This is a genomic window from Pseudomonas sp. IT-P258, assembly GCF_949767825.1.
GTDB lineage: Bacteria > Pseudomonadota > Gammaproteobacteria > Pseudomonadales > Pseudomonadaceae > Aquipseudomonas > Aquipseudomonas monachiensis.
The window spans coordinates 216,526-241,964 of the sequence record NZ_CATKPU010000065.1; the positions used below are offsets into that span (position 1 = coordinate 216,526).

Annotated in this window: 21 protein-coding genes; 14 read left to right on the plus strand and 7 right to left on the minus strand. The window is 60.3% G+C overall.

Annotated elements, in window-relative coordinates; all coding sequences use genetic code 11:
- Positions 1 to 114: 114 nt before the first annotated feature.
- From ACM6G4_RS21680 to ACM6G4_RS21695, 4 genes are all read right to left on the minus strand, one after another.
- Positions 115 to 2,961 (minus strand): valine--tRNA ligase, encoded by a 2,847-nt coding sequence (locus ACM6G4_RS21680; RefSeq protein WP_414914598.1) that lies wholly within the window; start codon positions 2,959 to 2,961, stop codon positions 115 to 117.
- A 236-nt stretch (positions 2,962 to 3,197) separates the two neighbouring features.
- Complete coding sequence (locus tag ACM6G4_RS21685) at positions 3,198 to 4,514, minus strand: MFS transporter (RefSeq protein WP_414914599.1); 1,317 nt, start codon at positions 4,512 to 4,514, stop codon at positions 3,198 to 3,200.
- 262 nt (positions 4,515 to 4,776) lie between these two features.
- Positions 4,777 to 6,009, minus strand: coding sequence for a transporter associated domain-containing protein (locus ACM6G4_RS21690; RefSeq protein WP_056726164.1), 1,233 nt, complete (start codon positions 6,007 to 6,009; stop codon positions 4,777 to 4,779).
- Between the two features lie 12 nt (positions 6,010 to 6,021).
- A complete protein-coding gene (locus ACM6G4_RS21695; protein WP_414914600.1) occupies positions 6,022 to 6,834 on the minus strand; it encodes an inner membrane protein YpjD in 813 nt (270 codons plus the stop codon).
- Between the two features lie 210 nt (positions 6,835 to 7,044).
- Here ACM6G4_RS21695 and ffh point away from each other — a divergent pair, with 210 nt between their 5' ends.
- The 5 genes from ffh (at position 7,045) to rplS (ending at position 10,616) form a co-directional block, all read left to right on the plus strand.
- Positions 7,045 to 8,421 carry a signal recognition particle protein gene (gene ffh, locus ACM6G4_RS21700; protein WP_056726162.1) on the plus strand — a complete coding sequence of 459 codons (1,377 nt, stop codon included), beginning with the start codon at positions 7,045 to 7,047 and terminating at the stop codon, positions 8,419 to 8,421.
- A gap of 250 nt (positions 8,422 to 8,671) precedes the next feature.
- Positions 8,672 to 8,923 (plus strand): 30S ribosomal protein S16, encoded by a 252-nt coding sequence (gene rpsP, locus ACM6G4_RS21705; RefSeq protein ID WP_007972721.1) that lies wholly within the window; start codon positions 8,672 to 8,674, stop codon positions 8,921 to 8,923.
- Positions 8,924 to 8,928: 5 nt separating this feature from the next.
- Complete coding sequence (gene rimM / locus ACM6G4_RS21710; protein WP_056726161.1) at positions 8,929 to 9,465, plus strand: ribosome maturation factor RimM; 537 nt, start codon at positions 8,929 to 8,931, stop codon at positions 9,463 to 9,465.
- A gap of 2 nt (positions 9,466 to 9,467) precedes the next feature.
- Positions 9,468 to 10,220 carry a tRNA (guanosine(37)-N1)-methyltransferase TrmD gene (gene trmD, locus ACM6G4_RS21715; protein ID WP_007897583.1) on the plus strand — a complete coding sequence of 251 codons (753 nt, stop codon included), beginning with the start codon at positions 9,468 to 9,470 and terminating at the stop codon, positions 10,218 to 10,220.
- Positions 10,221 to 10,265: 45 nt separating this feature from the next.
- Positions 10,266 to 10,616 (plus strand): 50S ribosomal protein L19, encoded by a 351-nt coding sequence (gene rplS / locus ACM6G4_RS21720; protein ID WP_003175895.1) that lies wholly within the window; start codon positions 10,266 to 10,268, stop codon positions 10,614 to 10,616.
- 147 nt (positions 10,617 to 10,763) lie between these two features.
- Here rplS and ACM6G4_RS21725 read toward each other — a convergent pair whose 3' ends face one another.
- Entirely contained in the window at positions 10,764 to 12,566 is a 1,803-nt protein-coding gene (locus tag ACM6G4_RS21725) for a cation:proton antiporter (RefSeq protein ID WP_414914601.1), read from the minus strand.
- Between the two features lie 107 nt (positions 12,567 to 12,673).
- On the opposite strand from ACM6G4_RS21725, the gene xerD reads away from it, so the two are divergent.
- The 6 genes from xerD (at position 12,674) to ACM6G4_RS21755 (ending at position 19,307) form a co-directional block, all read left to right on the plus strand.
- Positions 12,674 to 13,570: a site-specific tyrosine recombinase XerD gene (gene xerD, locus ACM6G4_RS21730; RefSeq protein WP_056726159.1), complete on the plus strand. Its 897-nt coding sequence runs from the start codon at positions 12,674 to 12,676 to the stop codon at positions 13,568 to 13,570.
- A 167-nt stretch (positions 13,571 to 13,737) separates the two neighbouring features.
- On the plus strand, positions 13,738 to 14,469 hold the full coding sequence (gene dsbC, locus ACM6G4_RS21735) for a bifunctional protein-disulfide isomerase/oxidoreductase DsbC (protein ID WP_056726158.1): 732 nt from the start codon (positions 13,738 to 13,740) through the stop codon (positions 14,467 to 14,469).
- Between the two features lie 133 nt (positions 14,470 to 14,602).
- Positions 14,603 to 15,907 (plus strand): homoserine dehydrogenase, encoded by a 1,305-nt coding sequence (locus ACM6G4_RS21740; protein WP_007998527.1) that lies wholly within the window; start codon positions 14,603 to 14,605, stop codon positions 15,905 to 15,907.
- Between the two features lie 66 nt (positions 15,908 to 15,973).
- A complete protein-coding gene (thrC, locus tag ACM6G4_RS21745; protein WP_056726157.1) occupies positions 15,974 to 17,383 on the plus strand; it encodes a threonine synthase in 1,410 nt (469 codons plus the stop codon).
- A 119-nt stretch (positions 17,384 to 17,502) separates the two neighbouring features.
- Positions 17,503 to 18,858, plus strand: a complete 1,356-nt coding sequence (locus ACM6G4_RS21750) for a transporter substrate-binding domain-containing protein (protein ID WP_056726156.1) — start codon at positions 17,503 to 17,505, stop codon at positions 18,856 to 18,858.
- Between the two features lie 161 nt (positions 18,859 to 19,019).
- Complete coding sequence (locus ACM6G4_RS21755) at positions 19,020 to 19,307, plus strand: DUF3509 domain-containing protein (RefSeq protein WP_056726155.1); 288 nt, start codon at positions 19,020 to 19,022, stop codon at positions 19,305 to 19,307.
- 169 nt (positions 19,308 to 19,476) lie between these two features.
- Here the strand turns inward: ACM6G4_RS21755 and ACM6G4_RS21760 are convergent, their stop codons facing one another.
- Complete coding sequence (locus ACM6G4_RS21760; protein ID WP_414914602.1) at positions 19,477 to 20,445, minus strand: TIGR02285 family protein; 969 nt, start codon at positions 20,443 to 20,445, stop codon at positions 19,477 to 19,479.
- A complete protein-coding gene (locus ACM6G4_RS21765; protein WP_056726153.1) occupies positions 20,399 to 21,598 on the minus strand; it encodes a CaiB/BaiF CoA transferase family protein in 1,200 nt (399 codons plus the stop codon). The genes ACM6G4_RS21760 and ACM6G4_RS21765 overlap by 47 nt, the downstream gene beginning before the upstream one ends.
- A gap of 147 nt (positions 21,599 to 21,745) precedes the next feature.
- Between ACM6G4_RS21765 and ACM6G4_RS21770 the strand changes: the two genes are divergently transcribed.
- The 3 genes from ACM6G4_RS21770 to ACM6G4_RS21780 all read left to right on the plus strand — a co-directional run bounded on the left by ACM6G4_RS21770 (position 21,746) and on the right by ACM6G4_RS21780 (position 25,437).
- Positions 21,746 to 22,288, plus strand: a complete 543-nt coding sequence (locus tag ACM6G4_RS21770) for a YaeQ family protein (protein ID WP_007971297.1) — start codon at positions 21,746 to 21,748, stop codon at positions 22,286 to 22,288.
- Between the two features lie 66 nt (positions 22,289 to 22,354).
- Positions 22,355 to 24,064: a single-stranded-DNA-specific exonuclease RecJ gene (recJ, locus tag ACM6G4_RS21775; RefSeq protein WP_409078398.1), complete on the plus strand. Its 1,710-nt coding sequence runs from the start codon at positions 22,355 to 22,357 to the stop codon at positions 24,062 to 24,064.
- A 266-nt stretch (positions 24,065 to 24,330) separates the two neighbouring features.
- Positions 24,331 to 25,437, plus strand: coding sequence for an NADH:flavin oxidoreductase/NADH oxidase (locus tag ACM6G4_RS21780; RefSeq protein ID WP_414914603.1), 1,107 nt, complete (start codon positions 24,331 to 24,333; stop codon positions 25,435 to 25,437).
- Positions 25,438 to 25,439: the final 2 nt, after the last annotated feature.

Genomic DNA, 25,439 nt, shown 5'->3' on the forward strand with positions numbered 1-25,439 from the left:
TTTTAAGCAAAGTCAAAAGATCGCAGCCTGCGGCAGCTCCTACAGGGGATTTGTTGTGTTTTTGGATAAAAAAGGGAGACCACTTGGGTCTCCCTTCTTCATTGCGACTTGCCGTTACAAACTGGCAATCCGCGCATGTTGCTCGGCCAGCTTGCCCAGGGCCTGTTCGGCCTCGGCCAGTTTGGCGCGTTCTTTCTCGATGACTTCGGCTGGTGCCTTGTCAACGAAACCGGCGTTGGACAGCTTGCCGCCGACTCGTTGCACTTCACCTTGCAGACGCTGGATTTCCTTGTCCAGGCGCGCCAGTTCCGCACCTTTGTCGATCAGGCCGGCCATTGGCACCAGCACTTCCATTTCGCCGACCAGCGCGGTGGCGGACAGCGGTGCTTCTTCGCCAGCAGCCAGCACGGTGATCGATTCGAGGCGCGCCAGCTTCTTCAGCAGGGCTTCGTTCTCGGTCAGGCGACGCTGGTCTTCGGCGCTGACGTTCTTCAGGAACAGCGGCAGCGGCTTGCCTGGGCCGATGTTCATTTCGCCACGGATGTTGCGGGTGCCGAGCATCAGGCCTTTGAGCCATTCGATGTCGTCTTCGGCGGCTTGATCGATGCGGGTTTCATTGGCCACTGGCCAAGGTTGCAGCATGATCGTCTTGCCATCGATGCCAGCCAGCGGCGCGATGCGCTGCCAGATTTCTTCGGTGATGAACGGCATGAACGGGTGCGCCAGGCGCAACGCCACTTCCAGTACGCGAACCAGGGTGCGACGGGTGCCACGCTGACGTTCGACGGGGGCGTTTTCGTCCCACAGCACAGGCTTGGACAGTTCCAGGTACCAGTCGCAATACTGGTTCCAGATGAACTCGTACAAGGCTTGTGCGGCCAGGTCGAAACGGAACTGGTCGAGTTGACGGGTCACTTCGGCTTCGGTGCGTTGCAGCTGCGAAATGATCCAGCGGTCAGCCAGGGACAGTTCATAGGCTTCGCCGTTCTGGCCGCAGTCTTCGCCCTTGTCCAGCACGTAGCGCGCCGCGTTCCAGATCTTGTTGCAGAAGTTGCGATAGCCTTCGACGCGGCCCATGTCGAACTTGATGTCGCGACCGGTGGACGCCAGCGAGCAGAAGGTGAAGCGCAGGGCGTCGGTGCCGTAGCTGGCGATGCCTTCGGCGAACTCGTCGCGGGTCTGCTTCTCGATCTTCTTCGCCAGTTTCGGCTGCATCATGCCGGAGGTGCGTTTCTGCACCAGGGCTTCGAGCTCGATGCCGTCGATGATGTCCAGCGGATCCAGGACGTTGCCCTTGGACTTGGACATCTTCTGGCCCTGGCCGTCACGCACAAGGCCGTGCACGTACACGGTCTTGAACGGAACCTGCGGCGTGCCGTCTTCGTTTTTCACCAAATGCATGGTGAGCATGATCATCCGGGCAACCCAGAAGAAAATGATGTCGAAGCCAGTCACCAGGACGTCGGTGGAGTGGAATTTTTTCAGGAACTCGGTTTTTTCCGGCCAGCCGAGGGTGGAGAACGTCCACAGGCCCGAGCTGAACCAGGTGTCGAGAACGTCGTTGTCCTGTTGCAGCGCAACGTCCGGGCCGAGGTTGTTCCTGGCCCGCACTTCGGCTTCGTCGCGACCGACGTAGACCTTGCCCGACTCGTCGTACCAGGCCGGAATCCGGTGGCCCCACCACAGCTGACGGCTGATGCACCAGTCCTGGATGTCGCGCATCCACGAGAAGTACATGTTTTCGTACTGTTTCGGCACGAACTGGATACGGCCGTCTTCAACGGCGGCAATCGCAGGCTCGGCCAAAGGCTTGGTGGACACGTACCACTGGTCGGTCAGCCAAGGCTCGATGACGGTGCCGGAGCGGTCGCCTTTCGGTACTTTCAGGGCGTGATCGTCAACGCTGACCAGCAGGCCGGCAGCGTCGAACGCGGCCACGATCTGCTTGCGCGCTTCGAAGCGGTCGAGACCGGCGTATTCGGCCGGGATCTTGCCGTCGATGGTTTCGTTCAGCGTGCCGTCGAGGTTGAACACCTGGCACGCTGGAAGAACGGCGGCGTTCTTGTCGAAGATGTTCAGCAGCGGCAGGTTGTGACGCTTGCCGACTTCGTAGTCGTTGAAGTCGTGGGCCGGGGTGATTTTCACGCAACCGGTGCCGAATTCAGGGTCGCAGTAATCGTCGGCGATGATCGGGATGCGGCGGCCAACCAGTGGCAGCTCGACAAATTTACCGATCAGGGCTTTGTAGCGTTCATCGTTCGGGTTAACGGCCACGGCGGAGTCGCCGAGCATGGTTTCCGGGCGAGTGGTCGCGACGATCAGGAAATCGTTGCCTTCAGCGGTCTTGGCGCCGTCAGCCAGTGGGTATTTCAGGTTCCACAGGAAACCTTTCTCGTCGTGGTTCTCCACTTCGAGGTCGGAAATCGCCGTGTGCAGCTTGGTGTCCCAGTTGACCAGGCGCTTGCCGCGGTAGATCAGGCCGTCTTCGTGCAGGCGTACGAAAGCTTCTTTAACGGCTTCCGAGAGGCCGTCGTCCATGGTGAAGCGCTCGCGGCTCCAATCTACGGACGAACCGAGGCGACGGATCTGACGGCTGATGTTGCCACCGGACTCATCCTTCCACTCCCAGACTTTCTCGAGGAATTTCTCGCGGCCCAGGTCGTGGCGGCTCTGGCCCTTGGCTTCGAGCTGACGCTCTACCAGCATCTGCGTGGCGATACCGGCGTGGTCGGTACCCGGCTGCCACAGGGTGTTGCGACCCTGCATGCGGCGGAAACGGATCAGGGCGTCCATGATCGCGTTGTTGAAGCCGTGACCCATGTGCAGGCTGCCGGTGACGTTCGGCGGCGGGATCATGATGGTGTAGGACTCGCCCGCGCCTTGCGGGGCGAAGTAATTCTCTGACTCCCAGGTGTTGTACCAGGAAGTTTCAATGGCGTGCGGCTGGTAGGTCTTATCCATGCGCGGCGGGACCCTATTGGCATTTATTCAGGAAAAGCCGGGAAGTATAGCGGGGATGAGCCAATGCGCGTAGAGCGAGGTGACAATGGGTGGGGGAAAGTTGTGGTTTTTCGGGCGGGGTGTCTGCAATGACGCCATCGCGCGCAAGCCACGCTCCCACAGTGTCGGTGTCGATCACAAAAATGTAGTACGACAGTAACCCTGTGGGAGCGTGGCTTGCCCGCGATGGCGGTCTATCAGTCGATGCGATTCAAATCGTTATGCCGCGTTTCCTTCAGGCACAGCACTGCAATCAAACTCAGCACCGCCGCCCCGGACACGTAACCGCCGACGTAACTCAACCCGCCCATCGCCACCAGTTTCTGGGCGAAGAACGGTGCCGCGGACGCGCCGACGATACCGCCCAGGTTGTAGGCCGCCGAGGCGCCGGTGTAGCGCACGTGGGTGGGGAACAGCTCCGGCAGCAGCGCACCCATCGGTGCAAACGTCACGCCCATCAGAAACAGTTCGATGCACAGGAACAGCGCCACACCCCAGGTCGAGCCTTGGGTCAGCAACGGCTCCATGAGGAAGCCGGACAGGATCGCCAGCACTCCGCCGATGATCAGCACCGGTTTGCGCCCGTAACGGTCGCTGGCCCAGGCCGACAGCGGGGTGGAGGCAGCCATGAACAGCACCGCGAAGCACAGCAGGCCGAGGAAGGTTTCGCGGCTGTAGCCGAGCGTTGCCACGCCGTAACTCAGGGAAAACACGGTGGAGATGTAAAACAGCGCATAGCACACCACCATCGCGCCGGCACCCAGCAATACGGGCATCCAGTATTGGCCGAACAGCTCGAACAGCGGGATCTTCACTCGTTCCTGGCGCGCCACGGCGTTGGCGAATACCGGGGTCTCATGCAGTTTGAGGCGCACATACAGGCCGACCATCACCAGTGCGGCGCTGAGCAGGAAGGGAATACGCCAGCCCCATGAGCGGAACTGTTCATCGTCCAGCACCACGGCCAAGGTCAGGAACAGGCCGTTGGCCGCCAGAAAGCCGATGGATGGACCCAGTTGCGGGAACATGCCGAACCACGCGCGCTTGCCTTTCGGCGCATTCTCCGTGGCCAGCAATGCCGCGCCACCCCATTCACCGCCCAACCCAAGGCCTTGGCCGAAGCGCAGGACGCAAAGCAGGATCGGTGCCCAGGCGCCAATGCTGTCGTATCCCGGCAGCACGCCGATCAACGTGGTGCACACGCCCATCAGCAGCAGCGAGGCGACCAGGGTCGACTTGCGGCCGATACGGTCGCCGAAGTGGCCGAACAGGGCAGAACCCAAGGGGCGCGCAAGGAAGGCGATGCCGAACGTGAGAAACGCCGAAAGCATCTGGGCGGTGCCGGATGTCTGCGGAAAGAACACCGGGCCGATCACCAGCGCGGCGGCGGTGGCATAGACGTAGAAGTCGTAGAACTCGATGGCGGTACCGATGAAGCTCGCGGTGGCCACGCGGGTGGCGGAGTTCGTCGGTTGTGCAGGTGTGGAGGCGCTGTAAGTCGTGCTGGTCGTCATGCGGTTATCCCTGACTGTCATGTGCTCCAGTGGAGCGAATTATTATGGTCGAGAACCCAGGGATGTGGGTGGAGGCACGGTCGCTGTTCAAGGTAGGAACAGTCGGCGGTCTGTTGCGGGCTTTGCTGATGGACGGGCCGGAAGCTGCGAAGTGCGGGGTAAGCACGGGGGCCGGCGAGGCTTGGGTAAGCGCTTCGATTATAGAAAGGTGGCTAACGATCGAACAAGTGGCTTGAGTGGCCACGAAAGATTTGCCTGGCAGTTAGATAACAACCGGCATCGAGCTGGTCTGCCAGATCAGCACCCGCGTGACCCGGTTGTCTTCGGTCTCGAGAATTTCCAGGCGATACCGGCCGATCTTCAGGCACACCGCGCTTTCGGGAATGGTTTCCAGGGCCTCGGTAACCAGGCCATTCAGGGTTTTCGGGCCATCGCTGGGCAGGTGCCAGCCGAGGCTCTTGTTCAGTTCGCGAATGGACGCGGCACCGTCGATCACCAGGCGTCCGTCGGCTTGCGGATGAATGTGCGGATTGTCCAGGCTCTGCTGGCTTTCGAACTCGCCGACGATTTCTTCGAGAATGTCTTCCAGGGTGACGATGCCCAGCACTTCGCCGTATTCGTCGACCACCATGCCCAGGCGCCGCTGCTGCTTGTGGAAGTTGAGCAGTTGCAGCTGCAACGGGGTGCTTTCCGGCACGAAGTACGGTTCGTGGCTGGCCGCCAGCAACGCTTCCCTGGTCAGGCTGGCATCGGGCAGCAAGTGAAGGATGTGCCGGGTGTTGAGGACGGCTTCGACCTGGTTGATATCACTGTGGAACACCGGCAGGCGAGTACGCCTGTTGTGGCGCAACTGTTCGATGATTTCTTCGATGGAGTCATCGAGATTGATGCCGTCCACGTCACTGCGCGGTACCAGGATGTCATTGACAGTGATGTTGTCCAGCGCGTGGATGCCTGGCAGCGGGTGAGGGCGGCTGACGGTTTCGGAGGGCGCATGCCGTTCCGTCAGCGTTTCGTCCTCACTCTGTTGCACCACTTTGGCTTTACGGGCGAATGGCCGCGTCAGCAAATGGCTGATGCTATTGAGCAGCCATGCCGCGGGATAGATGATTTTCAGCGGTAGCCGCAGCAGGTTGTTGCCCTGGGCCAGGATCGCATCCGGATAGCGAGCGGCCAGGGCGCGTGGCAAGTAGTCGGAAAACACCAGCAACATGGTGCCCGCCCCGAGGCAGGCGACCCACGGACCGTTCTCCGCCCAAGTGAAAATGGCCAGCAAGGTGCTGATGACCACCACGAGTGCGCGGCACAGGGTGTTGCAAAAAATCAGGCTGGCCAGGGGGAAGTTGAGTTTCGCCACCGGTTTGTCGCTGGAGCGCGTTGCGGTGCGCTGGGCCAGCAAATGCTGATGCGCCGCTTCGATGGCGGTAAACAGCCCCGACCATAAAACCAGCAGGGTCACTACCGCGAGCATCGGCCCTATGGGCAAGTCGTCCATTAATGCCGCCCGTCAGATATGCAGGATGTATTCACGAACCAGCTTGCTGCCGAAATACGCCAGCATCAGCAGGCAAAAACCGGCCAGGGTCCAGCGAATGGCTTTGTGCCCGCGCCAGCCGAGGCGATTGCGTCCCCACAGCAGTACGCTGAAAACGATCCAGGCCAGGCAGGCCAGCAGGGTTTTGTGCACCAGATGCTGGGCGAACAGATTCTCGACGAACAACCATCCGGAAATCAGCGACAGCGACAACAGCGTCCAGCCGGCCCAGAGGAAGCCGAACAGCAGGCTTTCCATGGTTTGCAGCGGCGGGAAGTTCTTGATCAGCCCGGAGGGGTGCTTGTGCTTGAGCTGGTGGTCCTGGATCAGCAGCAGCAAGGACTGGAACACCGCGATGGTGAACATGCCGTAGGCCAGGATCGAAAGCAGGATATGGGCGAGGATGCCCGGCTCCTCATCGATGACCTGTACCGTGCCGGCAGGGGCAAAATGCGCCAGCATCACGGTCAGGGCTCCAAGCGGGAACAGCAGGACCAGCAGGTTCTCCACCGGAATCCGCGAACAGGCCAGCAGGGTCAGTGCGATGACCGCCACGGCAATCAGGCTGGCGGCACTGAAGAAGTCCAGGGCCAGGCCGGTCGGGGTCAGCAGGTGGGCGAGCAGGCTGACGCTGTGGGCCAATACGGCGAGCATGCCGAGCATGACCAGCAGGCGTTTGTTGACCTTGGCGCCGGACGCCAGGCGAGTGCCCTGGTAAATGGTCGCAGCGGCATACAAGCAGGCGGCGGCGAGGGTAGTTAGCAAGCTGGGTGACAAGGGGAGCATAAATCCTGTTAGGCAAGCCCGAAAGTCGCTGAGTTTGGCATAGAACCCCCGCCGCACGAAAGACCGCGCAACCCGACAGCGAGGTGTCCGCCGGCCACAGTCTTCGCTATAATCCGCGACCTGCCCACGCCGCAGGCTCGCCGAGCACACGTTTAGTCCGGTCCGGGCCGCCATTATCCCGGTCTACACAGGGCCTGAAAGGATCGCGCAATGTTTGAAAACTTAACCGACCGTCTCTCGCAGACGCTGCGCCATGTCACCGGCAAGGCCAAGCTGACCGAAGACAACATCAAAGACACCCTGCGTGAAGTGCGCATGGCGTTGCTCGAAGCCGACGTCGCCCTGCCGGTGGTCAAGGACTTCGTCAATTCGGTCAAGGAACGTGCCGTTGGTACCGAGGTGTCGCGCAGCCTGACGCCGGGCCAGGCCTTCGTGAAGATCGTCCAGGCCGAACTCGAAAGCCTGATGGGCGCGGCCAACGAAGATTTGAACCTGAGCGCCGTTCCGCCCGCCGTCATCCTCATGGCCGGTTTGCAGGGCGCGGGTAAGACCACCACCGCCGGCAAGCTCGCGCGCTTCCTTAAAGAGCGCAAGAAGAAGTCGGTCATGGTTGTGTCCGCGGACGTTTATCGTCCAGCGGCGATCAAGCAGCTGGAAATGCTCGCCGGCGAAGTCGGCGTTACCTTCTTCCCGTCCGACCTGAGCCAGAAGCCGGTCGAGATCGCGCAAGCGGCTATTAAAGAAGCGAAACTCAAATTCATCGACGTGGTCATCGTCGATACCGCCGGTCGCCTGCACATCGATGAAGAGATGATGGGCGAGATCAAGGCCCTGCACGCCGCGATCAACCCGGTCGAAACCCTGTTCGTGGTCGATGCCATGACCGGCCAGGACGCCGCCAACACGGCCAAGGCCTTCGGCGATGCATTGCCGCTGACCGGTGTGATCCTGACCAAGGTCGACGGCGACGCCCGTGGCGGTGCCGCCCTGTCGGTGCGCGCCATCACCGGCAAGCCGATCAAGTTCATCGGTATGGGCGAGAAGAGCGAAGCGCTCGATCCGTTCCACCCTGAGCGTATCGCCTCGCGCATCCTCGGCATGGGCGACGTGCTCAGCCTCATCGAGCAGGCGGAAGCGACCCTCGACAAGGACAAGGCCGACAAGCTTGCAAAGAAATTAAAGAAGGGCAAAGGCTTCGACCTCGAAGACTTCCGCGATCAGCTGCAACAGATGAAGAACATGGGCGGCCTCGGCGGGCTCATGGACAAGCTGCCGAACATGGGTGGCGTGAACCTGGCGCAAATGGGCAATGCCCAGGGCGCGGCAGAGAAGCAATTCAAACAGATGGAAGCCATCATCAACTCCATGACCCCGGCCGAGCGCCGCGACCCTGAGATGATCAGCGGTTCGCGCAAGCGCCGGATCGCCATGGGTTCCGGCACCCAGGTGCAGGACATCGGCCGCTTGATCAAGCAGCACAAGCAGATGCAGAAGATGATGAAGAAGTTCTCTGCAAAAGGCGGAATGGCCAAGATGATGCGCGGCATGGGCGGAATGTTGCCCGGCGGCGGCATGCCAAAGATGTAAAGAATCCGCGCCGGTCATCGCACCGGCGCAGACCCGCAAGGAAGCGGGATCTCCAGCAAACCCGCACTTGGCGGGAGCTGACCGGCCGTTTTCAACGACGGCTCTATAGCAAATCTGCATGGCGGCCGATAGACCGCCGGAAAAAGTCATTTGCAAAAGTCCGGATATTCCTTAGAATATGCGGCCTTTCGGGCACCTATGCCCGCTGTGCCTTTAGATTTGCAGCACCGACTACAGGAACGATGTTCACATGCTAACAATCCGTCTTGCCCTTGGCGGCTCCAAAAAGCGCCCGTTTTACCACTTGACCGTAACCGACAGCCGCAACCCGCGCGACGGTTCGCACAAGGAACAGGTTGGCTACTTCAACCCTGTTGCCCGTGGTCAGGAAGTTCGTCTGTCCGTGAACCAAGAGCGCGTAGCCTACTGGCTGAGCGTTGGTGCACAACCTTCTGAGCGCGTTGCTCAGTTGTTGAAGGAATCTGCTAAGGCTGCGGCCTGAGCAATATGAACGCGACGCCAGCCATTGCTGATGATTTGATCGTTATCGGCAAGATTTATTCTGTTCACGGCGTTCGCGGCGAAGTAAAGGTGTACTCCTTTACTGATCCGATCAAAAACCTGCTGGAATACAAGACCTGGACGCTCAAGCGTGACGGTAATGTAAAGCAGGTAGAGCTGGTCAGCGGACGCGGGAACGACAAGTTCCTGGTCGCAAAGCTCAAGGGTCTTGATGATCGCGAAGAAGCTCGTCTTCTGGCCGGTTATGAGATCTGCGTGCCGCGCAACCTGTTCCCTGAACTCACCGACGGCGAGTACTACTGGTACCAGCTGGAAGGTCTCAAGGTCATCGACACCCTCGGACAACTGTTCGGGAAAATCGATCACCTGCTGGAGACCGGCTCGAACGATGTCATGGTGGTCAAGCCTTGCGCTGGCAGCCTGGATGATCGCGAACGCCTGTTGCCCTATACGGAGCAATGCGTGTTGGCCGTCGACCTGGCAGCGGGCGAGATGAAGGTGGATTGGGACGCGGATTTCTAAGCGTGGCTAACTTGCGCGTAGAAGTGATCAGTCTGTTTCCCGAGATGTTTTCCGCCATCAGCGAGTACGGCATCACCAGTCGGGCGGTGAAACAGGGGCTCTTGCAGCTCACCTGTTGGAATCCGCGAGACTACACGACGGATCGACATCACACTGTGGACGATCGCCCGTTTGGCGGTGGTCCGGGCATGGTGATGAAGATCAAGCCCCTGGAAGATGCTCTGGTTCAGGCCAAGGCAGCAGCCGGGGAGGCGGCGAAGGTAATTTACCTGTCCCCCCAAGGCCGTCAACTGACTCAGTCGGCGGTACGCGAGTTGGCGAATCTGGATGCATTGATCCTGATTGCCGGCCGCTATGAAGGCATTGACGAGCGTTTTATTGATGCTCATGTCGATGAAGAGTGGTCGATTGGCGACTATGTACTGTCTGGCGGCGAGCTGCCGGCGATGGTCCTGATCGATGCGGTTACACGACTGCTGCCTGGAGCTTTAGGGCATGCGGACTCCGCCGAGGAAGATTCCTTTACGGATGGTTTGCTGGATTGCCCGCACTACACCCGACCGGAGGTGTATGCGGATCAGCGTGTTCCCGACGTATTGCTAAGTGGCAATCACGCGCACATCCGGCGTTGGCGTTTACAGCAGTCCCTTGGTCGGACCTTTGAACGACGCGCCGATCTTCTGGAAAGCCGCTCGCTTTCTGGAGAAGAGAAGAAGCTGCTCGAGGAATACATCCGCGAGCGGGACGATAGTTAACAACGTATCGATGGTAGATCCGACGATTTACCTTAGGAGCACAGCATGACTAACAAAATCATCCTTGCACTCGAAGCAGAGCAGATGACCAAAGAGATCCCTACCTTTGCCCCGGGCGACACCATTGTCGTTCAGGTGAAAGTGAAGGAAGGCGACCGTTCGCGTCTGCAAGCGTTCGAAGGTGTTGTTATCGCCAAGCGTAACCGCGGCGTAAACAGTGCATTCACCGTTCGTAAAATCTCCAACGGTGTTGGCGTAGAGCGTACTTTCCAGACCTACTCCCCGCAAATCGACAGCATGGCTGTCAAGCGTCGCGGTGACGTACGTAAAGCCAAGCTGTACTACCTGCGTGACCTGTCGGGTAAAGCAGCTCGCATCAAGGAAAAACTGGCTTAAGTCCAGCTTCCGATGCAAAAAAAAGCAGCCTGCGGGCTGCTTTTTTGTTGCCTGCGATTTGGTGCCCGTTTGAAAGGATCGCAGCTTTCGGCAGCTCCTACGATATTCACCCTGTAGGAGCTGCCGAAGGCTGCGATCTTTTTGGCCCTAGTGGTTTTCGGGCTGGATCAATGCCAGTAGCGTCCACCCTGCCGTGGGCTTCAATACACTGTCCGGTGTTACCACGTGCACCCAACCGCTGTCGTCGCGCACGAACAGCAGGGTGGCACGCTCACCATGCAGCGCGCGGTAATTGTCCCAACTGAACCCGTCCGTCAGCGTTGTGCTGTACAACTCGGCGCCCTGGCTCAACTGACTGGCGAGCTTGGCGTAGGTCAGCGTTTCGCTGCCCAGTTGATTGCCGCGATGTTCCAGGCTGGTACGGTGTTTGTCGGTGCGGCGGCTTTCCTGGCCGCTGGCCAGGCCGAACATGCGCTGATGGCCCAGTTCATGACGAAAGCGCATCAGCGCCAGGGTGTTCATTTCGCCGGAGGGGGACAACGCCAGCAAATGCCCGAGGCCGACCAGGTCCAGGTGCGCATCGGCATGTTGCGAGGCCGGGTTGCCAAAATAGGTAGGCAAGCCTTCCATTCGCGCTGAGCGAATGTTTTCCCAGCTCGAATCCGTCAGCAGTACACGACTGCCCATTTGTTGCAGGGCCTTGCCCAGCGTGCGCGCAGGTCCGTTGGCGCCGATGATCAGGAAGCCGCTCGGTGCCGGTTCCGCCACCTTCAGCAGGCGAGCCAGCGGTCGTGCCGTCGCGCTTTGCAACACCACCGTGCCGATGATCACCGCAAAGGTGAGCGGCACCAGCAGCAATGCTCCCTGGTGACCGGCCTCATGCAGGCGAATGGCGAAGATCGCCGACACTGCCGCTGCCACGATGCCCCTTGGGGCAATCCACGCCAGCAACGCTCGCTCGCGCCAACCCAGGCTGGAGCCCGCCGTGCTCAGTAGCACATTCAATGGTCGGGCGATGAACTGAATGACCAGCAGCAAAATCAGCACCAGAGGCCCGAGGCCGATCATGGCGTTCAGGTCCAGCCGGGCCGCCAGCAGAATGAACAGGCCGGAGATCAGCAGTACGCTGAGGTTCTCCTTGAAGTGCAGGATGTGCCGCACGTCCACGCCTTTCATGTTGGCCAGCCACATGCCCATCAAGGTCACGGCCAGCAACCCGGATTCGTTGGTGACTTCATTGGAGCCAATGAAAATACCCAGGACTGCCGCGAGCGCTGCCAGGTTGTGCAGGTATTCCGGCAGCCACTGGCGGCGAATCAGTGTACCGAGCAACCAGCCACCCAAAACACCGCACAGGCTGCCGCACAAAATCACGCCGCCGAAGGTCAGCAGGCTTTCCTCGAGACCGTTACCTTTGGAGCTGGCGATGATGAAGCTATAGACGACCACCGCCAGCAGGGCACCGATGGGGTCGATGGCAATGCCTTCCCAGCGCAGGATGTTGGCAATCGACGCTTTCGGGCGCACGACGCGCAGCATCGGTACGATCACGGTCGGCCCGGTCACCAGGGTCAGGCTGCCGAACAGGATGGCCAGCATCCAGTCGAAATCCAGCAGCCAGTGAGTGGCGACAGCAATGACCACCCAGGTAGAGAGGGCGCCAATGGTGACCAGCCGATGGACAACGCTGCCGATTTCGCGCCATTCGGACAGATGCAGGGTCAGGCTGCCCTCGAACAGGATCAGCGCCACGGCCAGGGACACCAGCGGCATCAACAGTGGGCCGAACATTTCCTGCGGGTCGAGCAAGTGCAGCACGGGGCCGGCCAGGATGCCGGTCAACAGCAGAAAAAGAATCGCCGGCAGTTTCAAGCGCCAGGCCAGCCATTGGCAAAGCAGCGCCGCCGCGCCTATCCCGCCAAATGCCAATAAAATCTGCTGCTCGCTCATTGCTGCTCCCTGTTCCTTGAAATGGCGGCCTATGAAAGACTAGCGGCCGTTTCCATGTCCAATTTTAATTTTGCGCGCGGCCTCAAGGTTGCGTGATTCGAGTGCCCATGCCTGCCATCGATCACCCGCTGATAGACCAATTCCTCGATGCCCTGTGGCTGGAGAAAGGCCTTTCCGATAACACCCGCGATGCCTATCGCAGTGACCTGGCGCTGTTCAACGGCTGGCTGCAGGACAAAGGGCTGGAGCTGGTCAATGCCGGGCGCGAGTTGATACTCGACCACCTGGCCTGGCGTCTGGAGCAAAACTACAAGCCTCGTTCCACTGCGCGCTTTCTCTCGGGGGTGCGTGGCTTTTATCGTTACCTGCTGCGGGAAAAGATGATCTCGGTCGATCCGACATTGCGCGTTGATATGCCGCAACTCGGCAGGCCGCTGCCAAAGTCCTTGTCCGAGGCGGATGTGGAAGCCTTGCTGAAGGCGCCCGATTTGAGCGAGGCCATCGGCCAGCGCGACCGGGCCATGCTTGAAGTGCTGTATGCCTGTGGTTTGCGGGTGACCGAGCTGATCAGCCTCACCCTGGAGCAAGTCAATTTGCGTCAAGGCGTGTTGCGAGTGATGGGCAAGGGCAGCAAGGAACGGCTGGTGCCGATGGGCGAGGAGGCGATTGTCTGGGTCGAGCGCTATATGCGTGATGCCCGCAGCGAACTGCTTGGCGGGCGTCCCAGCGATGTGTTGTTCCCGAGCCAGCGGGGCGAGCAGATGACCCGCCAGACCTTCTGGCACCGGATCAAGCACCAGGCCAAGGTGGCGGGGATCGGCAAGTCGCTGTCGCCACACACCTTGCGCCATGCCTTCGCCACGCACCTGCTCAACCACGGCGCAGACCTGCGGGTGGTGCAGATGCTGCTGGGGCACAGCGATTTATCGACGACGCAGATCTACACCCATGTTGCCAGAGCGCGTTTGCAGGATCTGCATGCCAGGCATCACCCCCGGGGTTGACCGAAAAACCTGTCGGATTGTGCAGCCACAAATGTCTTGCATCAGGTGCATTCGGCCCTGCGGACCTTATGTGATAGGCTGGGCCGGTTTGCACGATGGGCGGTTATGACCCGGTGTTTCGGCACGGGCGTTCTGATCGTCCCATATGTTCGCCTTCAGGAGTTCTCATGCGTCTGACCCAGATTTTCGCCGCCGCAGCCATTGCGTTGGTCAGCACCTTTGCCGTCGCCGATGACGCGGCCGACAAAGCCATTCGTAAAAGCCTGGAAAACCTCCAGCTCGAAGTGCCGGTAGAGACCATCACCGCCAGCCCGTTGCCAGGCCTGTACGAAGTCAAGCTCAAGGGCAGCCGTGTGCTGTACGCCAGCGCCGACGGCCAGTACGTGGTCCAGGGCTACCTGTTCGATCTCAAGGACGGCAAGCCGGTCAACCTGACCGAGAAGACCGAGCGCCTGGGCATCTCCAAACTGATCAACAACATTCCGGTTGCCGAAACCGTTGTCTACCCGGCCATTGGCGAAACCAAGTCGCACATCACCGTATTCACCGACACTACCTGCCCGTACTGCCACAAGCTGCACGCCGAAGTGCCTGAGCTGAACAAGCGCGGCATCGAAGTGCGTTACGTCGCGTTCCCGCGCCAGGGCCTGGGCTCGCCGGGTGACGAGCAACTGCAAGCGGTGTGGTGCTCGAAAGACAAGAAAGCGGCCATGGACAAAATGGTCGACGGAAAGGAAATCAAGGCCGCCAAGTGCGATAACCCGGTTTCCAAACAGTTCGCACTCGGCCAGTCGATCGGCGTGAATGGCACACCGGCCATCGTTTTGGCCGACGGTCAGGTCATTCCGGGCTACCAGCCTGCGCCACAAGTCGCCAAACTGGCGCTGGGCGCGAAGTAAATTCGCATCGTCACGGCGAGCCTTGACGATCATGGTCCGGCAGCGACATTCGCCGGGCCATCAATAGAGAGCCGCGAGCATGCGGTTGTTTTCACGGCCGGCCTCGAGTCGGCCGTTTTATGGGGAGTTCACAGTGAAACCGGTCAAAGTAGGCATCTGTGGGTTAGGAACCGTCGGTGGCGGTACCTTCAACGTACTTCAGCGCAACGCCGAGGAAATTGCTCGTCGTGCCGGGCGTGGGATCGAAGTGGCACAAATTGCCATGCGCACGCCAAAGCCTCAGTTCCAAACGACCGGTATTGCGATTACCAACGATGTCTTCGAAGTGGCCACGAACCCTGAGATCGACATCGTTATAGAGCTGATGGGCGGCTACACCGTTGCCCGCGAGCTGGTACTCAAGGCCATCGAGAATGGCAAGCATGTGGTCACCGCGAACAAGGCGCTTATCGCCGTTCACGGTAATGAAATTTTCGCCAAGGCCCGCGAGAAGGGTGTGATCGTTGCGTTCGAAGCGGCGGTGGCCGGTGGCATCCCGGTGATCAAGGCGATCCGCGAAGGCCTGTCCGCCAACCGCATCAACTGGGTGGCCGGCATCATCAACGGCACGGGCAACTTCATCCTCACGGAAATGCGCGAGAAGGGTCGCACCTTCGAAGACGTATTGGCCGAAGCCCAGGCCCTGGGTTACGCCGAAGCCGATCCGACCTTCGACGTCGAGGGTATCGACGCGGCTCACAAGTTGACGATCCTGGCTTCGATTGCGTTCGGTATTCCGCTGCAATTCGACAAGGCCTACACCGAAGGCATCACCAAGCTGACCACCGCCGACGTGAACTACGCCGAAGCGCTGGGTTACCGCATCAAGCACCTGGGCGTGGCGCGCAGCACCGCGGCCGGTATCGAACTGCGCGTGCACCCGACGCTGATCCCGGCCGATCGCCTGATCGCCAACGTCAACGGCGTGATGAACGCGGTGATGGTCAACGGCGATGCTGCCGGTTCGACCCTGTTCTACGGCGCTGGCGCCGGCATGGAGCCGACTGCTTCGTCGGTGATCGCCGACCTGGTGGACGTGGTCCGCGCCATGACCTCCGACCCGGAGAACCGCGTGCCGCACCTGGCGTTCCAGCCGGACTCGCTGTCGGCTCACCCGATCCTGCCGATCGAAGCCTGCGAAAGCGCCTACTACCTGCGTATCCAGGCCAAGGACCATCCGGGCGTATTGGCTCAGGTCGCGAGCATCCTCTCGGAGCGCGGCATCAACATCGAGTCGATCATGCAGAAGGAAGCCGAGGAGCACGACGGCCTGGTGCCGATGATCCTGCTGACCCACCGCGTGCTGGAACAGCACATCAACGATGCCATCGCTGCTTTGGAAGCCTTGGCGGGTGTGGTCGGTCCGGTTGTACGGATCCGTGTCGAGCACCTGAACTAAGCCGATATCGTTGACCGGGCTCGCTTGCGGGCCCGGCACTACGAACACTGTCCATTGGAGTCAGTCATGCGTTACATCAGTACCCGCGGCCAGGCACCGGCCCTGAATTTCGAAGACGTCCTGCTGGCAGGCCTTGCCACCGACGGCGGTCTGTACGTCCCGGAAAACCTGCCACGTTTCACCCAGGAAGAAATCGCCTCCTGGGCCGGCCTGCCATATCACGAGCTGGCTTTTCGCGTCATGCGCCCGTTCGTCACCGGCAGCATTCCGGACGCCGATTTCAAAAAGATTCTTGAAGAAACCTACGGCGTGTTCGCCCACAGCGCTGTTGCGCCGCTGCGTCAGCTGAACGGCAACGAATGGGTGCTGGAGCTGTTCCACGGCCCGACCCTGGCGTTCAAGGACTTCGCCCTGCAACTGCTGGGTCGCCTGCTCGACTACGTGCTGGAAAAACGCGGCGAGCGCGTGGTGATCGTCGGTGCAACCTCCGGTGACACCGGTTCGGCCGCCATCGAAGGCTGCAAGCACTGCGAAAACGTCGACATCTTCATCCTGCACCCGCACAACCGGGTGTCCGAAGTGCAGCGTCGGCAGATGACCACCATCTTCGGTGAGAACATCCACAACATCGCCATCGAAGGTAACTTCGATGATTGCCAGGAAATGGTCAAGGCGAGCTTCGCCGACCAGGGCTTCCTCAAGGGCACTCGCCTGGTCGCGGTGAACTCGATCAACTGGGCGCGGATCATGGCCCAGATCGTTTACTACTTCCACGCAGCGCTGCAACTGGGCGGCCCGGCGCGTTCGGTGTCGTTCTCGGTGCCGACCGGCAACTTCGGCGACATCTTCGCCGGTTACCTGGCGCGCAACATGGGCCTGCCGATCAACCAGTTGATCGTCGCCACCAACCGCAATGACATCCTGCACCGCTTCATGAGCGGCAACCAGTACGTCAAGGAAACCCTGCACGCCACGCTGTCGCCGTCCATGGATATCATGGTGTCGTCGAACTTCGAACGCCTGCTGTTCGACCTGCACGGTCGCAACGGCGCGGCCATCGCCGGGCTGATGGATTCGTTCAAGCAGGGCGGCGGTTTCAGCGTCGAGCAAGAGCGCTGGACCGAAGCCCGCAAGTTGTTCGACTCGCTGGCCGTGGATGACGCGCAAACCTGCGAAACCATCGCCGAAGTCTACGAGCAGACTGGCGAAGTGCTGGATCCGCACACTGCCATTGGCGTGAAAGCTGCCCGGGAATGCCGTCGCAGCCTGGACATTCCAATGGTGATCCTGGGCACCGCCCACCCGGTCAAATTCCCGGACGCGGTGGAAAAAGCCGGTGTAGGAAAAGCTCTTGAACTGCCAGTACATCTTTCTGATTTGTTTGAGCGAGACGAACGTTGCACCGTATTGCCAAATGACCTGAAGGCCGTGCAGGCCTTTGTCAGCAAGCATGGCAACCGTGGCAAGCCCCTGTAACCGGTCAGCGCTGTTACATTTTGAAGCCCGTCTCCTGACGGGCTTTTTCATTTCTGCATGCACACTTGTCGTGTTATCGCCGCGAAGGGATAGGCGAATGGATCACCAAGGACGTGGGAATGCTGTTTACAAGTGTGTTCAAGCCAGTCGCGCGCTGGCTGATTTTATTCGGCATGCTGGGAATCGCCGAATGGGGCGGGGCGAACCCTGCGTCGATTCAGGAGCGTGGAAAGCCTGTCGCACGCTCAATGGTCGTGCTGGATGACCAGGAGTTGCAGTGGATGGCCAGCCATCCACGGGTCGTGGTCACGGCACTGGAATACCCGTTGTACCTGTTCAAGGATGAACAAGGCCAATGGACGGGCTTGAACAGTGACCTGCTCAAGCGCATCAGTGAGATGACGGGGTTGCAGTTCGTTTACCAGGAGTCTTTCTCCACCGACCAGATGCTGGCCCATCTGGAAAACGGCGCTGCGGATTTGAGTACGACGCTGGCGATGAATGACGAACGCAATGCGTTTCTCGATTTCAGCCATGCATTCGGCGGTGCAGGATGGGTCTTTGTCGGGCGGGCCGGGGCACCGCCGGTGCAAACGCTGGAGGATATGGCGAAGCGGGTACTGGTGCTGCCGACCCGGCATGCACTGGAAGCGGTGATCCGTCGCGATTATCCAGCCATCGAATTGCGTTCGGTTAAAACCCACGCCGAAGCCCGTGCATGGGTTGAAAGCGATGAAGCCTACGTCACCATCGAAAACGAAATCGGCGCCCGGCTTTTTCCGTCGGGGCGGTTGCAGGTCGGGGCTGTGGTACCGGGTAAATGGGATGCGGATTATCTGACGTTGCGCAAAGGCCAGCCGCAGCTGTTGAGTATCCTCAATAAGGCGCTTGAGGCGTTTTCTGAACAGGAGTTGCGCGGCCTTCGCCTGAAGTGGTTCGGCGGCGCTACCGTGCCACAGGCGCCTGACCTCTGGCAGCGGATTGACCAGTGGGTTTGCTGGGGCGTGTTGGTGGTCGGCCTGTTCGGTCTGTTGTCCCTGCTCTGGAACCGACGGTTGGCGGTGGTGGTCAGGCAACGGGTCGAGGCCCAAAGCAATCTGCGCGATCAACTCGCTTTCCAGCATGCCCTGATGGATGCCATGCCTGACCCGATGTTTGTCCGTGATCTGCAAGGGTGCTTGATCATGTGCAACAAAAGTTATGAGGACGCCTTGTCGACGCGTTTTGACCGGATGCAGGGGCGGCAGTTGATTGAGGTCGACGCCATGCCCAGGCAAACCGCGGAACTGCTGCATGCCGAGTACATGGCGCAATTGAGTTCACGCAGGACGCGCTTTTTCGAGCGTCAATTGATGTTCAAGGACGGAGTCAGGGATATCTACCAGTGGACGGTGCCGTTTTACACGGCCGATGGCCAGCTACGGGGATTGCTGGGGGGATGGGCCGACATCGCCCGGCGCACCCGACAGGCGTGATGATGGCGTTTTTTCTCTGTCATGTTCGCCGTGCATGCTCACTTGACTGGGTTGCAGGTTCGCCTGCGGTCAGTATCCAGAACTTTCTTCTCGGGCCAGCGGTCATTTGTTGTAGGCATGCCCCAGGCACGTTGTTTTCGGACTATTGAGTGGTGATCGGGATGGAAAGTATCAGTCTGTTGCTCGGTGAGGCGCTGAGCCCGTATCAGGTTACGTTGACCCCGTCAGGCATTCGTGGCGAATGCCGGGTGACCCTGAAGAATGCTATGGGCGCCACCGTTGTCGAGCGCGAGTTCAATCAGGCCCAGTTGAATGACAAACGCTTGCTGACGGATGTGGTCGACGGTTTGCATCGCGACGTGCTGATTGCTGAAGGACGTCTTGAGCCTTGTGTCATTGCGGCATTGCGTAATGCGGCGCAGGACAAGCTGCTGGCCAGTCGCAACTGAAAGGTTATTTGCGGGAACCTTCCCGCGCCCAGGTCAGTCAGACTTTGTAACAGCAGGATCAAGCATTGTGCTCCGGTGCTTGTAGCTTGCTGCTACTGGTCTCCAAACAGACCACGTTTAACCCCGAGTCGTCTCCCCACTTCTCGGGGTTTCTTTTGCCCGGGATTTGTCAGGGGGATGCCAGGTCGTCGAAAAACGCCTTGGTATCTTTCAGGTAATCGTTGCGACTCTCCGGATCCAGCCAGGCGGCGTAGGCCTCGTCAAGGCGTTCACGGGGAAGGGCGCGCAGCACCTGGTTGATCTCGACAATGGCCTGCCGGCCCTTTGGCGTGTCGGTGCAACCGATGTAACCGGACAGGTATTTGCCCGCGCCACGGATCGGATAGAACTGCAATTCATCCTCGGCAATGCCTTGCAGAGAGGCCTGGTAGCGAATTTCCGGGCGATAACCCAACAGCAGGCGCAAGCGTCCCAGGCGCTGCATTTGCAGCAGGCTGCCCAAGGCGTCGTTACCGTAATGAGCGGTCAGCGCGTCGGCCGGCGCTTGCTTGAGCAGTGCGTCGAGGTATTCGCCGTAATTGCGCTCGGCAATGATCCCCAGTTTTTCGCTGCCGCTGGCGAGCAGTGCTGCCAGGTCCACTTCGCCGTCCTTGATAAAAGGGGCCAGCGCTTTCTGGTCGACGCGCCGCACGGCCAGGCCATTACTCATGGCACGGAAGACCGGGATGGAAAAGGCGATCCACTGTTCCCGTTCCTTGCTCCAGTTCAGCGCCGCATCGCAGACGAGGGACGGCTCGTGGAGCATTTGCAATCCGCGTGCGCGATTGACCCTCATCACGCTGTGCTGGTATTGCGGCATGCTGGCAATCAACAGTGGAAGCAGTTGATCGATTACGCCCTGGCCTTTTTTCGGCCCGTCGAAGATCGTCAGTGGCGGCAGGTCGCGCTTGAGCCAGATCAGGGTTTCCCTGGTTTGCGCCAGGGCTGAGGGGACCGGTTCAAGGAGCAGAAGCGAAATCGCCAGCACGCACAGCAGCCACCCGCCGCGTGACGGGCAGGGTCCAATGTCCCATGCAGGCAGGCGCCTCAGTTCAGATGGCTCCGTCTTTGCGCAATTGTGCGATCTGCGTCGCGTCATAGCCAAGTTCCTGGAGTACCTGTGCGTTGTGCTCACCCAGTTGTGGCCCGACCCATTCACATTCCCCGGGTGTCTCTGAGAGTTTCGGCACAATGCCCGGCATCTTGAAGTCTTTGCCGTCCGGCAGCTTGGCTTGCAGGAACATTTCCCGTGCCAGGTACTGAGGGTCATTGAACATGTCTTCGGCGCTGAAGATCCGGCTGGCCGGCACTTCGGCCTGATTGAGCTGCGCCAGCACCGTGTCGAGCGGCAGCGAATTGACCCAGCGATCGATGACGCCATAAATCTCGTCGCGTCGGGCATCGCGGCCATCGTTGCTGGCAAGCTGGGTGTCGTTGGCCAGGTCTTCGCGGCCAATGATCAGCATGAAGCGTTTGAAAATCGCGTCGCCATTGGCGCCTATCTGCACGTGCTTGCCATCGGCACTGGTGTGGATCGAGGACGGAGTGATGCCGGGCATGATATTGCCCGTGCGTTCGCGGATGAAGCCGAACACGTCGAACTCCGGGACCATGCTTTCCATCATCGCGAAGATGGCTTCGTACAGCGCCACGTCCACCACTTGCCCCTGGCCGCCGTTGACTTCGCGATGACGCAGGGCCATCAACGCGCCGATCACGCCCCAGAGCGCGGCAATCGAGTCGCCGATGGAAATGCCGGTGCGCACCGGTGGGCGGTCTTCGAAGCCGGTGATGTAGCGCAGCCCCCCCATGGATTCACCGACAGCGCCAAAGCCGGGCTGATCCTTCATCGGGCCGGTCTGGCCGAAACCCGACAGCCGCACCATGACCAGCTTCGGGTTCAGGGCGTGCAGGACGTCCCAGCCCAGGCCGAGTTTTTCCAGGACGCCGGGGCGAAAGTTTTCGATCAGGATGTCTGCCTCACCCAGCAGCTGTTTCAGGATCGCCTGACCATCGGGATGCTTGAGATTGAGGGTCAGGGACTTTTTGTTGCGAGCCTGGACGAACCACCACAACGAAGTACCTTCATACAACTTGCGCCATTTGCGCAATGGATCACCGCCGTCCGGGGATTCGATCTTGATCACGTCGGCACCGAATTCAGCGCAAATGCGCGAGGCAAACGGGCCGGCAATCAATGTGCCCAATTCGATGACTTTCAGACCGGAAAGCGGTTTGGCGGTGAACGGCATGCTGGATCCTGTGGGGCAAAGGTTGGGCGAATAGAGCGTTTTAGCATAGCCGACTGTCCGACGCTCCAGCTTGATGGTGTTCAATTCGTGGATTGCCCGTTGCATCGGTTAGACTTGCCGCCTTTCCTCGTATCAAGAAGCCCGTTCATGGCCCAGCCGTCCACGACCTACAAGTTTGAACTGAACCTCACCGACCTCGACCGCAGCGTCTATGAGAGCGTGAAGCAGACCATCGCCCGTCACCCTTCGGAAACCGAAGAGCGCATGACCGTGCGCCTGCTGGCCTACGCCCTCTGGTACAACGAGCAGCTGTCTTTTGGCCGTGGTCTGTCAGAAGTGGATGAACCGGCCTTGTGGGAAAAAAGCCTGGATGACCGCGTCCTGCACTGGATCGAAGTCGGCCAGCCGGATGCCGAGCGCCTGACCTGGTGCTCGCGCCGCACTGAGCGTACCAGCCTGCTGGCCTATGGCAGCCTGCGTGTGTGGGAGGGCAAAGTGGTGCCGGCGGTGAAAAACCTGAAGAACGTCAACATCGCTGCCGTGCCTCAGGAAGTCCTGGAAACCCTGGCCAAAGACATGCCCCGCGTCATCAAGTGGGACGTGATGATCAGCGAAGGAACGATTTTCGTCACCGACGACCGTGGTCAGCACGAAGTCCAGCTGCAGTGGCTGGCCGGTGAGCGCGGCTGATTTTTCGCTGCTGCACCGCGTCACCCGGTCTTATCCTACGTATTGAAGAGAAGCATCTTTCACCCCATGCGCATCGAACCTCGCCAGCTGCCCGACACCCTGCCATTCCTCGGTGATATTCCGCCGCTGTTGACCCGCCTGTACGCGGCTCGGGGCGTGCTGTCCGAGGCGGAACTGGACAAGAGCCTGGCGCGGTTGATTCCGTTCCAGCAACTCAAGGGCATCGATGCGGCGGTGGATTTGCTGGTCACGGCACTTGAGCAGCGTCAGCGCATCCTGATCGTCGGCGACTTCGATGCCGACGGCGCGACGGCCAGTACCGTGGGCACGCTGGGCCTGCGTTTGCTGGGTGCGGCACATGTCGATTACCTGGTGCCCAACCGATTCGACTACGGCTACGGCCTGACGCCGGAAATCGTCGCGGTGGCGCTCGAGCGTCAGCCGCATTTACTGATTACCGTCGACAACGGCATCTCCAGCGTCGAAGGCGTGGCAGCGGCGAAAAAGGCCGGGCTCAAGGTGCTCGTCACCGATCACCACTTGCCCGGTGACGAACTGCCGCTGGCCGATGCCATCGTCAATCCGAACCAGCCCGGTTGCGAGTTTCCGAGCAAGGCGCTGGCCGGCGTCGGAGTGATTTTCTACGTGCTGATGGCCCTGCGCGCGCGGCTGCGCGAGCTGGGCTGGTACACAAGCACGCCGCAGCCGAATATCGGCGAACTGCTCGACCTGGTGGCTCTGGGCAGCGTGGCCGATGTGGTGCCGCTGGATGCCAACAACCGGATTCTGGTGCATCAGGGCCTGGAACGGATTCGCGCCGGACGTGCCCGGCCGGGGATCAAGGCGATCCTGGAAGTGGCCAAGCGCGATCATGCGCGCATCACCTCCACTGACCTGGGTTTCATTGTCGGGCCACGCCTGAACGCTGCAGGGCGCCTTGACGATATGAGCCTGGGCATCGAGTGCCTGCTGACCGAAGACGCCGGTCTGGCCCGTGAGATGGCGGCGCAACTGGACGGCATGAACCAGGATCGCAAATCCATCGAACAAGGCATGCAGCGCGAAGCGCTGGCACAGCTCAAGGATCTGCCGGTGGAGTCGATGCCGTTCGGCTTGTGCCTGTTCGATCCCGAGTGGCACCAGGGGGTCATCGGTATCCTCGCGTCACGGATGAAAGAGCGCTATTTCCGCCCGACCATCGCCTTTGCCGATGCCGGGGATGGTTTGCTCAAGGGCTCGGGGCGTTCGGTCCAGGGCTTTCACATCCGCGACGCCTTGAGCGTGGTGGCGGCGCAGCATCCGAATCTGATCACCAAATACGGTGGGCACGCGATGGCGGCCGGCCTGACGCTGCCGGAAGCGAATTTCCCCTTGTTCGCCGAAGCCTTCGACGCTGAAGTGCGCCGGCAACTGCGCGAAGAAGACCTGACGGGCCGTCTGTTGTCGGACGGCACCCTGGCGGTGGAAGAGTTCCACCTGGAACTGGCACGTGCCCTGCGGCATGCCGGCCCTTGGGGTCAGCACTTCCCGGAGCCGTTGTTTCATGGGGTATTCCAGTTGGTCGAGCAGCGTGTCGTTGGCGAGCGGCACCTTAAAGTCGTGCTCAAAAGTGAGTGTGGTTCGGTGAAACTCGACGGCATTGCCTTCGGGATCGACCGCGACATCTGGCCGAATCCGACCATCAAGTGGGTGGAACTGGCCTACAAGCTCGACCTCAACGAGTTTCGTGGCAACGAGACGGTTCAATTGATGATTGCCCACATCGAACCGCGATAGTGCGTTAAAGATCAAAAGATCGCAGCCTTCGGCAGCTCCTACAAAGGCATGACGTACACCTGTAGGAGCTGCCGAAGGCTGCGATCTTTTCTTGAACCCTCCACTGATCTCCGATGTCGACTAGGCTCTAAGCACTGCTTGATTTTGGCCTTGTGACGTCTTGTCGAATTTTTTGCCCGCGGGGGCGGGTGTTGTACCTTTTTCCTGTCACTCGTCGACTATTCAAACAGAACCTGGAGCCTGCCCACTGATTCGAGAGGTGCCCCATGAGTCTGCTGCTTGAACCCTTTACCCTTCGCCAATTGACCCTGCCCAACCGCATCGCGGTATCGCCGATGTGCCAGTACTCCAGTGCCGATGGCCTGGCCAATGACTGGCACCTTGTCCACCTCGGCAGCCGCGCTGTCGGCGGGGCCGGGCTGGTGTTTACCGAAGCCACGGCGGTCACCGCCGACGGGCGTATCACGGCCGAGGACCTCGGTCTTTGGAATGACGAACAGATCGAACCCCTGCAACGTATCACCCGCTTTATCACCGCCCAGGGCGCCGTTGCCGGCATTCAGCTGGCTCATGCCGGGCGTAAGGCAAGCACCTACCGGCCGTGGCTCGGCAAGCATGGCAGCGTCAAGCCCGATGAAGGCGGCTGGGTGCCGGTCGGCCCTTCACCGATTGCATTCGATCCACAGCACACCCAACCCAGGCAACTCGATGACGGCGAGATCGCCAAGGTCATCCAGGCCTTTGTCGATGCGGCAAAGCGCTCACTGACGGCCGGTTTCAAGGTGGTCGAAGTGCATGCGGCCCATGGCTACCTGCTGCATCAGTTCCTGTCGCCGTTGAGCAATCAGCGTCGCGATCAATATGGCGGTTCGTTCGAAAATCGCATTCGGCTGGTGCTGCAAGTCACCGAAGCGGTGCGTGCGGTGTGGCCTGAAGAGTTGCCGGTGTTTGTCCGGGTATCGGCCACCGACTGGGTGGAAGACGGCTGGAACCCCGATGAAACCGTGGGGCTGGCACGACGCCTCAAGGCCCTGGGGGTCGACCTGATCGACGTCTCGTCGGGCGGGACGGCGGTGAATGCGGAGATTCCCACAGGGCCGGGTTACCAGACCCGCTTCGCCGAGCGGGTGCGCAAGGAGTCGGGCATGGCCACCGGTACGGTCGGCATGATCACCGAGCCGGCCCAGGCCGAGCACATCCTGCGCACCTGTCAGGCGGACATCATCTTCCTCGCTCGTGAGTTGTTGCGCGATCCGTACTGGGCGCTGCACGCGGATGACGATCTGGGCGGGCACAAGGCTGTATGGCCGGCGCAGTATCAGCGGGCGACTCACCGTGAGCAGCCGATTCATGAATCGGATTTGCGCGACTGAAA